This window comes from Peribacillus sp. ACCC06369 (assembly GCF_030348945.1).
Taxonomy (GTDB): Bacteria; Bacillota; Bacilli; order Bacillales; family DSM-1321; genus Peribacillus.
Genome location: NZ_JAUCEN010000002.1, coordinates 4,679,628 through 4,693,618, shown reverse-complemented (window position 1 = coordinate 4,693,618; position 13,991 = coordinate 4,679,628). Strand labels below are relative to the sequence as shown.

Annotated in this window: 9 protein-coding genes; 8 read left to right on the top strand and 1 reads right to left on the bottom strand. The window is 38.6% G+C overall.

Features of this window, described 5'->3' with window-relative positions:
• Positions 1–492: 492 nt before the first annotated feature.
• Entirely contained in the window at positions 493–3,579 is a 3,087-nt protein-coding gene (locus tag QUF78_RS23745; protein WP_289326633.1) for an SH3 domain-containing protein, read from the top strand.
• Positions 3,580–3,627: 48 nt separating this feature from the next.
• Here the strand turns inward: QUF78_RS23745 and QUF78_RS23740 are convergent, their stop codons facing one another.
• Entirely contained in the window at positions 3,628–4,059 is a 432-nt protein-coding gene (locus QUF78_RS23740; RefSeq protein ID WP_289314739.1) for an Rrf2 family transcriptional regulator, read from the bottom strand.
• 313 nt (positions 4,060–4,372) lie between these two features.
• Between QUF78_RS23740 and QUF78_RS23735 the strand changes: the two genes are divergently transcribed.
• The 7 genes from QUF78_RS23735 (at position 4,373) to QUF78_RS23705 (ending at position 13,987) form a co-directional block, all read left to right on the top strand.
• Entirely contained in the window at positions 4,373–5,062 is a 690-nt protein-coding gene (locus tag QUF78_RS23735) for a DsbA family protein (RefSeq protein ID WP_289326632.1), read from the top strand.
• Between the two features lie 2 nt (positions 5,063–5,064).
• Positions 5,065–5,475: a disulfide oxidoreductase gene (locus tag QUF78_RS23730; RefSeq protein WP_289314741.1), complete on the top strand. Its 411-nt coding sequence runs from the start codon at positions 5,065–5,067 to the stop codon at positions 5,473–5,475.
• A gap of 21 nt (positions 5,476–5,496) precedes the next feature.
• Complete coding sequence (locus QUF78_RS23725; RefSeq protein ID WP_289326631.1) at positions 5,497–6,168, top strand: hypothetical protein; 672 nt, start codon at positions 5,497–5,499, stop codon at positions 6,166–6,168.
• Between the two features lie 225 nt (positions 6,169–6,393).
• On the top strand, positions 6,394–7,035 hold the full coding sequence (locus tag QUF78_RS23720; protein ID WP_289326630.1) for an NAD(P)-dependent oxidoreductase: 642 nt from the start codon (positions 6,394–6,396) through the stop codon (positions 7,033–7,035).
• Between the two features lie 265 nt (positions 7,036–7,300).
• Positions 7,301–9,043 carry a phospho-sugar mutase gene (locus QUF78_RS23715; protein WP_289326629.1) on the top strand — a complete coding sequence of 581 codons (1,743 nt, stop codon included), beginning with the start codon at positions 7,301–7,303 and terminating at the stop codon, positions 9,041–9,043.
• Positions 9,044–9,280: 237 nt separating this feature from the next.
• Positions 9,281–10,171, top strand: a complete 891-nt coding sequence (galU, locus tag QUF78_RS23710) for a UTP--glucose-1-phosphate uridylyltransferase GalU (protein WP_289326628.1) — start codon at positions 9,281–9,283, stop codon at positions 10,169–10,171.
• 213 nt (positions 10,172–10,384) lie between these two features.
• Positions 10,385–13,987 carry a CDP-glycerol glycerophosphotransferase family protein gene (locus QUF78_RS23705; protein ID WP_289326627.1) on the top strand — a complete coding sequence of 1,201 codons (3,603 nt, stop codon included), beginning with the start codon at positions 10,385–10,387 and terminating at the stop codon, positions 13,985–13,987.
• Positions 13,988–13,991 lie beyond the last annotated feature (4 nt).

Sequence of the window (13,991 nt, the reverse complement as noted above, 5' to 3'; positions counted from 1 at the left end):
CTAAAATCAGTTGCCAATAAAGCCGAGGATTAAATCCTGTACTGACGACTTTATTGTATAGCTACTCCCCTTAACAGAAGGATTCATATAGGTTATATACAGTAATTATATAGGTTATGGCCTCGATCCGTCAAATATAAGGATTGTAGGCTTACCCTTTATGTATATTCGGTATGCGTAGAAAGATGCTCGTCTCATAAACATTACTATGAGTATGAATGAATTATTTCAAAATATCTTATTTTACGTCATTAAGCTTGTATCCGCTTCTTATGGAACTTAGTGAAATGGATTTCATTTCTAATGTTACTAATTAATTACTTAAATGTCTATTAGTTTACTGTTGTGTTACAATCTCGTCCATCTCTCTATAGATCTAAAGGAATATGTTATATTTTTAACGAATAAGCACAATTGCCTATAATATCATACTAAATTTAACCGATATTTAAATAAATGTTAAAAATATAATTCTTTAGTAGGGAGAATGAGATGAAGAAATTAATTATACCAACTTTCTGTTTTGCAGTGTTGTCTACAGTTGCTTTCGAAGAAAAAATATCTGCAGCTCCACTACAAGCAGAGCATGCCAATATTGAAAAGAGCGTCATGTTTGTAAATGTAAATTCCGGTTCGCTAAATATGAGAAAAACTGGTGGGGATAGTGCAAGCATAGTTGCAAAGCTGGCAAAAGGCACACAAGTAACCGTATATTCGGAATCCAGAGGCTGGGCGAAGATCAGAGCCAATGGAAAAGATGGATATGTCAGTACCAAGTATTTATCGGCAACGAAGCCAGGGACTTTAACTAAAGCTGCAGTAACCATTAAAACGGCAGAGAAATATGTGAATGTCAGTACAGGTTCACTCAATATGCGCAAAAGTGGAATGGATAGTGCAAGCGTAGTCGCGAAGCTGACAAGGGGCACACAGGTAACGGTGTATTCGGAATCCAAAGGCTGGGCGAAGATCAAAGCCAATGGAAAAGACGGATATGTCAGTACGAAGTATCTATCGGCAACGAAGCCTGGTACGGTAACCAAGGCTGCGGCACCCGTTAAAACGACAATGAAATATGTGAATGTGAGCACAGGTTCACTTATTATGCGGAAAAGTGGGGCAGATAGTGCAAGCGTAGTCGCGAAGCTGACAAGAGGCACACAGGTAACGGTGTATTCGGAATCCAAAGGCTGGGCGAAGATCAAAGCCAATGGAAAAGACGGATATGTCAGTACGAAGTATCTATCGGCAACGAAGCCTGGTACGGTAACCAAGGCTGCGGCACCCGTTAAAACGACGACAAAATATGTCAATGCAAGCACGCTCAATATGCGAAAAAGCGCGACAGTAAGTTCAAGCATAATTACGAGGCTTTCAAAAGGAACCAAAGTGACGGTGTATTCGGAATCCAATGGCTGGGCAAAAATCAAAGCCAATGGAAAAGACGGTTATGTCAGCACCAAATACCTGTCTGCTGCAAAGCCGGAATCGGGAACTACAGTAGCCACACCTGAAAAAACGACGATAAAATATGTGAACACGGGTTCACTCAATATGCGAAAAAGTGGTACAGAAAGTTCAAACATAGTCGCGAGGCTTTCAAAAGGAACGAAAGTGACGGTGTATTTGGAATCCAAAGGCTGGGGGAAAGTCAAAGCCAATGGAAAGGACGGATATGTCAGCACCAAATATCTATCGACGTCAAAGCCGGGATCGGGATCCACAGTAGCCACGCCAGAAAAAACGACGACGAAATATGTGAACACGGGTTTACTTAATATGCGAAAAAGTGGTACAGCAAGTTCAAGCATAGTTTCGATGCTTTCAAAAGGAACGAAAGTGACGGTATATTTGGAATCCAAAGGCTGGGCGAAGATCAAGGCCAATGGAAAAGACGGACATGTCAGCACCAAATATTTATCGACAACAAAACCAGGAACGGAAACCACGCCCTCCATACCTGATAAAACGACGACGAAATATGTCAATGTAAGCTCAGGAACGCTTAATATGAGAAAAAGCGGGTCGGAAAGTGCCAGCATAGTCGCGAAGCTTTCAAAAGGAACGCAAGTAACGGTGTATTCGGAAACCAAAGGTTGGGCGAAAATCAAAGCCAATGGGCAAGATGGGTATGTCAGTGCTGACCTTCTTTCAACAACAAAGCCAGAAGCCAAACCCTCCATACCTGAAAAAACGACGGTGAAATATGTAAATGTAAGCTCTGGTTCTCTGAATATGCGGAATAAACCGTCAGAAAGTGCTTCCGTTATTGTGAAATTGGCAAAGGGTGTGAAGGTGGAAGTCATCTCGGAATCAAATGGCTGGTCAAAAATAAAAGCGTATGGCGGAGAAGGTTATGTCAATACGCAATATCTATCAGCAACGAAGCCTGGTTCTGTACCGGAAAGCCCGAATCTCAATCCAGACGAGGAAGAAACCACGTTAGTTAAATATGTAAAAGTGAATGATGGCTCCAGTCTTAATATGCGCTCTTTTGCATCAGCTTCCGCTTCAATTATAGCCAAACTCGTAAACAATACGGCCGTAACGGTGTATTCTGAGTCCAATGGTTGGTCAAGGGTCACGGCTAATGGAAAAACGGGATATGTCAGTACGCAATATTTAACTGCTAAAGCACAAGGTCCAGGAAGTTCGAATGGATCGATAATCAGGATCGATAAAGAGTACAATCTTACGATGGACAAGATGGTTGAAATTCAAATGGCCGTAAATGGTCAAACGGATAAAACGTATAAAACCTACATACGTGAGGATGGGTTAACTTTAATCAATTCAACAACGGGAACGGTAAAAGGAAGCGGATGGCGTGTTAGGGGCGGAGCTGGATCTAATTATTGGGCAGTCGGTGCCGTCAGCAATAATCAATCATTGAATATTAAATCAAAAGTAAAGGGCTCTGACGGATACTATTGGTATGAAGTGAGTTATAACAAGACATGGGTAAATGCCAGTCCGGATGATATAAACTATAATCTCAACCCAGATAATTTTGTGAATGATCCAATCAAATCGTTCCAGTTCGTTAAGCTCTCCCAGGTCACCAACATGAACGTTTCTGAAGTGAATGCTAGAATCCTTTCAGGTAAAGGGATTTTACAAGGCCAAGCTGCAACCTTCACTACGGCAGGGGAAAAATATGGGGTCAATGAAATTTACCTGATTTCACATGCTTTGCTGGAGACCGGGAACGGTACTTCACCGTTAGCAACTGGAGTTAAGGTGAATGGGAAAACGGTCTATAATATGTACGGAGTGGGAGCTTTTGACGGAACAGCGGTAAGCAGCGGCGCTCAATACGCATATAAAGCAGGCTGGTTCACCCCGGAAGCGGCCATAATAGGCGGTGCCGAATTCATCGCCAAAGGGTATATCTCTGCTGGACAGGACACGCTTTACAAAATGAGATGGAATCCTACAGCTGCAGAGAAAAATGGAAATGCTTCACACCAGTATGCAACTGATATTGGCTGGGCAACAAAACAAGTGAAACAGATTTATAATTTGTATAGTTTACTAGATTCCTATAAAATGACGATTGAAGTTCCTAAGTATAAATAAGAAAACAGGAAAAAACACATGAGTCCGACTCATGTGTTTTTTTGCTATTTAGTTTTTATCCTTTTCCAGAATACCTCTAACGACATCCTCTATAGTCACCACTCCAAGCGCCTTTTCCAAGGCAAGTTCAGCGACTGAAAAGATGGGCTCTATTGTATCTTGTATATTTCTTCCAACAGTGCATGCTGGATTAGGATTTTCATGGATTCCAAATAATTCTTTATCGGAGACAACGTTAACAGCCTGATAAACATCGAGCAAAGTAATATCTGATAAGTCCTTGGCCAATGTCGCTCCGGCGATACCCGGCCGAACGTTCACTAAACCTGCATTCTTCAGCATGCCGGTGATTTTTCTGATTAAGGCTGGGTTTGTGTTTACACTTTTTGCTATAAAATCAGAAGTGTTAACGCCTTCTTTGTTTATTTCTAAAAGAGATAATATATGGATTCCTACGGAAAAGCGGGTACTGATGGACATCTCTTTTTTCTCTCCTTTAAAATCTCTATTCTTATATAGTATAAATTATTTAACATGTAATTCAAGTGGTTACAAGTTATAATGGCCTGCAAGAATAATATTTATCCATTAACCGTTTCCTTGTCAAGTCACGCCGTTTTTGCAAAGGCAAAAATAAAAGGTATGTGTAATTGACAAACCATCATGATGAAACTTATATTATAACGTGTAAATGAATCAGTTACAGGTGAAGGCTACAGGAAGGGGGAACTGAAATCGGCCGCTATGGCTGCAAAAGGAATATCGACACAACTACAAGTGATGGAGGTATATGATGGCTAATAAAAAAAAGGGTAATCAAAAACAATCTTCTGCATTCACGTTTTGGATCATAGGGTTAATCGCTGTAATCATTATTGGCTTTATATTTTTAGCAAATGGGAAGGACGAAGATACAGCCGTTAATGAAATCGATTATAAATCACAGCCTTATTTGGGAGAAAAATCGGCTCCTGTCCAAATAGTGGAATTTGGTGATTATAAATGTCCAGTATGTAAGACATTCGAGGAACAATTCTTTCCTTCCATACAAAGTGAACTGATCGAAACAGGAAAAGCGCAATTTTATTTCATGAATTATTCGTTCATTAACGTCGATTCAACCAGATCCGCTAAATTTGCGGAAAGTGTTTATCAAGAATTAGGAAATGATACCTTTTGGAAATTTCATGAGCTGTTGTACGATAAGCAGCCAGATGACTTGAAATATGAAAAGGAAGATGTCTTTACGGATAAATTCTTAGAAGAAACATTGAAAGAAATCGCAAATGACAAAGATGTGAAAAAGGTCGTTTCCTCTTTTAAAGCCGAAAAGTCCGAGGACCAATGGAACAAGGATATGGAGTTGGCCGACGAATTGGGCGTTTCTGGAACACCTTCCTTATTTGTCAATGGCAAGAAGTTTGAAGGAAATACAATTGATGATTTAGTGAAAATGGTTGATGATGCAGCGAAGGAGAAATAGTGATGAACAAACCACTATTATTTTCGTGGATCCTATCCATCATTGCCACTGCTGGAAGTCTCTACTTTAGTGAGATTCTCCATTATGTACCTTGTACCTTTTGTTGGTATCAAAGGATCTTGATGTACCCGCTCGTTATTTTATTGGGCCGGGCCTTTTATGAGCAAGACCTGAAAATCCATCGATACATCCTCCCATTATCGATTTTGGGCATGTTGGTGTCAGGGTATCACTATAGTCTGCAAAAAATTCCGGCCCTACAGCATTTCGAAATGTGCCAAAGCGGTGTTCCCTGCTCAGGCGAGTATATAAATTGGCTAGGATTCATCACGATCCCGTTTTTGGCTTTTATTGCTTTTACTCTCATTACTATCTGTATGGGATTGCTAATGAGGAAGAATGGAAAGAACTGATCAATAAGTGCACCATTCCTTGTGTCTGCAAGGAATGGTGCTTTTTTTATCGACGAAAATCGGGATATATCTCCGAAAAATGAAATATATCAACGGATATCGGGATATATCTATTGGAAATCGCAATATATCGACGAAAATCGGGATATATCTATCGGAAATTGCAATATATCGACGAAAATCGGGATATATCAATCGGAAATTGCAATATATCTCCGGAAAATGAAATATATCTACGAAAATCGCAATATATCAGCGAAAATCGGGATATATCAATCGGAAATTGCAATATATCGACGAAAACGGGATATATCAATCGGAAATCGCAATATATCTCCGAAAATCGGGATATATCAATCGGAAATCGCAATATATCGACGAAATCAGGATATATCAATCGGAAATTGCAATATATCAACGGAAATCGGGATATATCTATCGGAAATGGCAATATATCGACGAAAATCGGGATATATCTATCGGGAATTGCAATATATCAGCGAAAATCGGGATATATCAATCGGAAATTGCAATATATCGACGAAAATCGGGATATATCAATCGGAAATTGCAATATATCGACGAAAATCGGGATATATCAATAGGAAATGGCAATATATCGACGAAAACGGGATATATCTATTGGAAATCGCAATATATCGACGAAAATCGGGATATATCTCCGAAAAATGAAATATATCGACGAAATCGCAATATATCTATCGGAAAATGCAATATATCAGCGAAAATCGGGATATATCTCCGAAAAATGAAATATATCAGCGAAAATCGCAATATATCATCGAAATACTTCCTCGATAAATAAGTTGACAAAACAGAAACCTGTAACTTATATTATTACATGTAAGTAATTTGATTACAATTATAATTCAAAAACGATATAGGAGGAATTTGAAAATGAAAATAGGTATTATAGGTGCGAGCGGAAAAGCTGGAAGTCTGATTTTAAAGGAAACATTGACTAGGGGACATGAAGTTACGGCCATTGTCAGAGATGAAGCCAAAGTCCAAATTCAAGGTGCATCCGTACTGGAAAAGGATCTATTCGCTCTGAAAGCGGAAGATATTAAAGAATTTGATGTGGTAGTGAATGCCTTTGGCGCTGCTCCAGGGAAAGAACATCTGCATGTGGATGCAGGAAAAATCCTAATTGACGCCATGAAAGGGGCTCCTAAAACTAAACTGATCGTTGTTGGCGGAGCTGGAAGTCTTTTCGTTGACGAGGCGAAAACGACACGTGTACTGGAAACGCCTGAATTCCCTAAAGAATACTTTGCAACGGCATATAATCAATCCAAGAACCTTGAGGATTTACAAAATGCCACTGGGATCCAATGGACGTTCATCAGTCCTTCAGCCTTCTTTGATCCGCAAGGAAATAGAACCGGAGGGTATAAATTGGGTAGAGACAACCTTCTTGTAAACTCAAAGGGTGAGAGTTATGTAAGTTACGCCGATTTTGCCCTTGCAGTACTTGATGAAATTGAAAACCCGCAACACATCAACCAACGCTTCACCGTTGTTGCCGAAGCTGAATAATTTGTAAGGTGATCCATCATCGTGGACATCGCTCCTGTTTACAGGCGGTGATGTCCATGATCATCGCAACATCGCCATCCTCTATTTTTGCCTTCCAACAAATTTTTTATGTTGAGAATATTGACTGATGTCTATTTATTGCTGATAATATAGCGAAGAAAGTCGTATGAACGGCTTTTTTTTATTTCAGCGGTAATTGTTATTTTTTAGTGAAAACATCTAGATTTTCCAAGGGAAACTAGAAAGAAAGAAGGACTATGTGAAGATGGATTGGAAATGTTCTTACCACTCATGGGTGAATTTCGAAAACCTTGATGAGGAAATGAAATCATTACTTAACAAGATGCAAGATGATGAAAAAAATATTGAAGATGCGTTTTATAAGAACTTGGAATTCGGCACAGGCGGTATGCGAGGGGAAATTGGGGCAGGTACCAATCGGATGAATCTATATACAGTCCGTAAAGCAACATTGGGATTAGCCCATTATCTGCAATCGATGGGTGATGAAGCAAAACGCAGAGGTGTCGCGATTGCCTACGATTCACGTTTCAAATCGCCTGAATTTGCCTTGGAAGCAGCCAAGACACTGGCTACAGAAGGTATCAAGGCTTATCTATTCGATGAGTTAAGACCAACGCCGGAGTTATCCTTTGCCGTTCGTGAACTGAATGCTTATGCTGGGATCGTTATCACAGCAAGTCATAATCCCCCTGAATATAATGGCTATAAAGTGTACGGGCCAGATGGTGCCCAGCTTCCTCCGGCAACGGCTGATAAAGTGATTGAATTCGTGAATGCGATTGAAAATGAACTTGCCATTTCGGTAAAAGATGAAGATACATTGAAAGCGCAAGGCCTCATCAAGATGGTCGGAGAGGAAATCGATACCGCTTATAATAATAAATTGCTTACTGTGCCCGAAAATAAAAACCTAAGTGAAGAAGTTGATGTGACTGTAGTATTCACACCGCTTCATGGCACGGCAAATAAGTCGGTTAGAAGGGCTTTACAAGATCTGGGATACGACAAGGTACATGTTGTAAAAGAGCAGGAATTGCCTGATCCCAATTTTTCGACAGTCAAATCCCCGAACCCTGAAGAGCATGCAGCATTTGAAATGGCCATTGAATTAGGAAATGAGGTATCGGCAGACCTCTTGATCGCAACAGATCCTGATGCAGATCGACTCGGTATCGCCGTTAAAAATAAAGATGGCGAATATGTGGTGCTTACAGGTAATCAAACAGGTGCACTAATATTGGATTATCTTTTGAAAGAAAAGAAATCTAAAGGCACTTTACCTGAAAATGGAGTTGTCTTAAAAACGATAGTAACCTCTGAAATAGGCCGCAGAATCGCAAAGGAATATGGTTTAGGGACCGTTGATGTATTAACGGGTTTTAAATTCATCGCTGAAAAGATCAACGAATATGAGGAAAGCGGTAAGCATACTTTCTTATTCGGATATGAAGAAAGTTATGGTTATTTAATCAAGGATTTTGCCCGTGATAAAGATGCGATCCAAGCGGCCATTCTTGCGGTGGAAGTTTGTGCCTACTATAAAAAACAGGGCATGGACCTATATGAAGGATTGCTTAATATCTTTGAAGAGTACGGATATTACCTGGAGGGACTTCAGTCATTGACTTTAAAGGGGATTGAAGGCGCTGGGCAGATTCAAGGGATATTGAATCAATTCCGCAATGCTCCTCCAAAGCATATAGCCGGAAAAGCTGTAACGATTCAAGAGGATTATCAAAGTGGCGTGAAGCTCAACATGGGCACCAATAAGGAAGAAGTCATTGATTTACCTAAATCAAATGTAATTAAGTACTTCCTTGAGGATGGTACATGGGTATGCTTACGTCCATCTGGCACAGAACCTAAAATCAAATTCTATTTCGGGGTCCAAGGTGAAAAGATGGAATCAGCCGAGCTGAAATTGAAGCAGGTCATGAATGCTTTCATGGAAAAAATTAATGGGATAATCAATAGTGCTATATAAGTCAGACCCTTGGACCTGACAGCCATATATATTGAAGAAAATAAGGCCTTTTCCTGTTTTCATCGGGAAAAGGCCTTTATATTTTCTGAAGATGGTTTTGGGGAAAAGTTGCAATTATATATGGGATTACAAATGTTTCATGATAACATATTTACAAAAAACAAGTCTATGTTACTATGAAAAGGGTGAATAAGTAAATTTTTTAGTTTTATATTAATGTGGAGGAGTTACAAAAGAATGAAAAAAGTTAAAAAGGCTATTATACCTGCAGCGGGATTGGGAACTAGATTTTTACCTGCTACGAAGGCAATGCCAAAAGAGATGCTGCCAATAGTGGATAAACCAACTATTCAATATATTATAGAAGAAGCCGTGAAATCGGGAATTGAAGATATAATCATTGTCACAGGAAAGAATAAACGTGCGATAGAAGATCATTTTGATAATGCATACGAGCTAGAGAATAACTTGAGGGAAAAAGGGAAATTCGATTTATTGGAGAAAGTACAATACCCATCCAATTTAGCTAATATCCACTACATTAGGCAAAAAGAACCGAGAGGTCTTGGACATGCTGTATGGTGTGCACGTAACTTTATTGGTGATGAGCCGTTTGCCGTACTATTAGGCGATGACATCGTTCAAAGCGAAATACCCTCTCTAAGTCAATTAATCAACGAATATGATGCGACGGGTTCGTCCATCATTGGAGTGCAGCCAGTAAATGAGAACGAGACACATAGATATGGCATCATTGACCCGCTTACCCAAGAAGGCAGAAGATACGAAGTGAATCGTTTCGTTGAAAAACCCAAACAAGGAACGGCACCATCCAATTTGGCCATTATGGGAAGATACATACTGACTCCGGAAATATTCGATTTCTTAGCTAAGCAAGAAACGGGAGCTGGCGGTGAAATCCAGTTAACGGATGCCATCCAAAAACTGAATGAAATCCAAAGAGTTTTCGCATACGATTTTGAAGGGAAACGCTATGATGTCGGAGTTGTCGATGGCTTTGTGAAAACGACAATTGAATTTGCCCTGCAACATCCTGAATTAAGAGATGACATTATAAAGGAAATGGAAAAAATCCTCGAACGGCACAAGGCAGTGAACAAAAAATGATTTATTGATTTACTGTATTACCGCCAAATCGATTTTTTCAGTTTAAAGAAAGATTATCTACACAGCAAATGATGGTTGTAGTCATTAAGTTTTAAGTTTAATAGAGTTTAAAAAAAATCTCCAACTATTGATCATTCATAGTTGTTATTTTTTGTTAATGAAATCATGATTTTGAATGGTGAATACTAAATTCTTAAAAGGGGATGCCTATTAGTGAATAAGAAGGTAATAAAAAGAAAAGTCGATTTCCTTAAACAGCCGCTTGCCAATTTTCTATTGAAGGAGAACCATCAGCGTGTAAATAGATATGCGAAGTATTTTGAGAAATTAAATGTGCAAAAAAACACGATTTTATATGAGAGTCGTGATGGAAACAGTATGACTGACAGTCCATACGCGATGTTTAAATATATGCTGGAAAAGCAAGACTTTAAAGATTTCATGCACATTTGGTCAATCCAGGATTTTAGTGCCCTCTCAGGTGTAATATCGAAATATAAGGATATGCCGAATGTGAAATTTGTTCAACGTAATTCAAAGGAGTATTTAAAGTGGTTGGCAACAAGTGAGTATTTAATCAATAACTCCACATTCCAGTCCTTCTTCATACCTAAAAGCGATCAAATTTACATGAATACCTGGCATGGAACGCCCCTTAAGAATATGGGCTTTGATATACCCGGTAACCCTTCGGTCTCTCAAAACGTTGTAAGGAACTTTTTGAGTGCAGATTACATTTTGAGCCCTAATTCCCACACTACCAAGATATTTACAGATAGCTATAAGTTAAACGGATTGTATAAAGGTGAAATTATAGAAGAAGGATATCCGAGGATCGATTTAACGTTGAATACGAATCCAGGGGAGTATAAGGAATATCTAAGGACCCTGGGTTTGAACATCAGTGATGGTAAGGAGAATATTTTATATGCTCCGACTTGGAAGGGAACGAACCTTGCCAAAGTGGATAACGACCTTCTTCAAATCATTGCCGATATTAATTATTTACAAAGTCAAATCGGTGAACAATATAACTTATTCATCAAGGTGCATCCATTTCTATATAAAGAAGCTGCCAAGCATTCAGAAATCATGGATAGATTGATACCTGACTATGTGGATACGAATGAATTACTTGCTGCTGTTGATTTGCTTATCACGGATTATTCCAGCATTTTCTTTGATTTCCTTGTTACCAATAAGCCCATCCTATTTTACACATGGGATACGGACGTTTATACAGAACAAAGGGGACAGTATCTCCAAAATGATGAACTCCCAGGCCCGATGCTTTTTAACTCGAAAGAATTGGCGATCGCAATTAAAGATATCAATAATGTGAAATTGAGTTATTCCGATAAATATAAAAAGATGCAGGAAAAATTCACTAACCATGAGGATGGACATGTAACGGAGAGAATAGTCAACTATCTCTTCAATAAGTCTGCGAAAGAACTAAACACAATTACTGGCCTGGATTCCTCAAAGGAAAAAATATTAATTTATCCTGGCGGATTGAGGGATAACGGAATTACATCCTCTTTTCTTAACCTAATGAATAATATTGATTATGAGAAATATGATGTCAGCTGTTTCACTGCCACTCCTCACTCATACGAGGTTTTGAAAAATATGGACAAAGTAAATAAAAATGTGCGTTTTCTTTTTAAACCTGGCTTACCTGTGTATAAATTTTTGGAAGTCTATAAAGATAAATTCATCCATAACAGAGGGGAAAGAGGTTTCTTAGGGAAAAAGCTTTACCCGGAAAATGCCTATATTAGAGAGCATGCACGTTTATTCGGTAAAACTAAATTTGATTTTGTTATCGATTTTAGTGGTTATAGCCATTATTGGGCTAAATATCTGCTAGCGGCAGATGCAAAAAAGAAAGTTTGTTATATGCATAATGATTTACTGTCTGATAGTGAGCGTATCATTAATGGAAAGAGACCTCACCGTATTAATCTAAGAGGGATTTTTTCTGTATATAATCGATTTGATAAACTTGTAAGTGTTTCTGAGGGAACGATGGAATTAAACCGAAAGAACCTATTGGAGTATGCAGACTTTGATAAATTTGATTTCGTAATGAATTCTATCAACCCGGATAAAATCCTTCAACTCGAGTCAAATAACTCTGAAGTCAGCGATAATGATGAAGATGCGTTGACCACTGAAAACTTCAAAGCAAGAGCGATATTAAGGAATGTGAAGGATAATCAGGTTTGGAATACCCTTCCGGGAATTTCAAATGCCACTCAATTTCCTCTGGATGAACGATTTGAAGAAGCTGAAATCATGATTTCGAGGAAAGGCCATGCAGATCAAAATACTTTCTACAAATTCAGTCATAACAATCAAATAATTGGCTGGATTAGTGAAGACGCTGTTGAGTTGTTGCCAGACAGCATTATTTACGAAAAGGAATTGGATAAAATTGCAAGGTTAGTAAGGCCTCGATCGAACTATATTTGGTCCATGCCATATAAGGTTGAAGGAACGTACAAGGTTTCTGGCAGTCAAGATTTTAAAGGGATCATTGTAAAAATTGATAGGGAAGTAAAGACCCAACATTCGATTTATAGCAGGATATCTGTGAAAAACAAGGTAATAGGTTGGATAGATAATGCAGCTTTATCCATGCTTGAACATTGTACGATCAATGAAAACACGAGCTTAGGTGACAAGCTTCAAATCATGGTGAAAAGAAAGTATATAATATCCAGAAACTATAAAAACAATAAAAAATTCATTGATAAGATCGATAATAGAACGTTGAAGGAAATAAACACAGGCAATCAGAAGTATGGAAAAATAACGGAACCGGAAGACCATACAATCTGGACGAAGGCTTATCCGAATTACAAGGCTAAAAGAGTAACTAAGGCTATCGATTTTGAAGGGCAAATCGTCAAGATCATAAAATATAACAGAACCAGAAAAGGCGGCTATTACCTTTTCGAAATAGATAATAAGAGAATTGGCTGGTTGAATACAAGGGCATTCGAAATTATGGAAGAGCCAATACTGTTAAAAGAGCGGGAAGTGCGCGGCACCGCAGAAATTAACTTGGGAGATTATAATATTTGGGATAAGCCTTATGGGTTGCAAGATGCCATGGTCGTGGAAAATGGGCCAACCTTTAATGGCCGGATTGTGGAATTCGATAAAGAAGCGGTTACTCAACTTGGTACTTATGCTCATATATCATTGGACGGGATATCTCTAGGTTGGATAGATGAACAGGCGTTGATCGTAGAAAAAGTGCATGGATTGGAAGTAAACAATCAATTCGTTCCATTTCCTGATAAAAATGATTTCAATTTTGTCAATATGGGAAGGTTATCTCCTGAAAAAGGTCAGGATAATTTGATTCGTGCATTCGCAGGTTTTCATGAGAAATACAGTAATAGCAAGCTGTATATTTTAGGACAAGGTCCATTAAAGGAAGATTTGCAGGCAATCATTGATGAGCTGGAATTAAATCATTCCATTCATCTTTTGGGCCAGCTTGAAAATCCATTTTCGTTCATGGAAAAATGTGACTGTTTCGTTCTTTCATCACATTATGAAGGACAGCCTATGGTATTATTGGAGGCAATGACTTTAGGAATGAAAATCATGGCTACTGATATAGTTGCTAACCGAACCGTTTTGGAAAACGGTAAATATGGTTTACTTGTTGAAAATAGCATAAATGGACTTGAAAAAGGCTTATCTACTATGGTTAGTACTGATAATCCTAAACTAGAAAAGTTTGATTACAACCAATATAATGGATTAGCCATGGAAACCTTCAAAAAATGCTTATAAAATA

Coding starts and splice junctions, on each gene's coding strand:
- QUF78_RS23740 (WP_289314739.1), bottom strand. CDS start 4,059: ATGTCCATCAGTACCCGCTTTTCCGTAGGAATCCATATATTATCTCTT.
- galU (WP_289326628.1), top strand. CDS start 9,281: ATGAAAAAAGTTAAAAAGGCTATTATACCTGCAGCGGGATTGGGAACT.
- QUF78_RS23730 (WP_289314741.1), top strand. CDS start 5,065: ATGAACAAACCACTATTATTTTCGTGGATCCTATCCATCATTGCCACT.
- QUF78_RS23735 (WP_289326632.1), top strand. CDS start 4,373: ATGGCTAATAAAAAAAAGGGTAATCAAAAACAATCTTCTGCATTCACG.
- QUF78_RS23720 (WP_289326630.1), top strand. CDS start 6,394: ATGAAAATAGGTATTATAGGTGCGAGCGGAAAAGCTGGAAGTCTGATT.
- QUF78_RS23715 (WP_289326629.1), top strand. CDS start 7,301: ATGGATTGGAAATGTTCTTACCACTCATGGGTGAATTTCGAAAACCTT.
- QUF78_RS23745 (WP_289326633.1), top strand. CDS start 493: ATGAAGAAATTAATTATACCAACTTTCTGTTTTGCAGTGTTGTCTACA.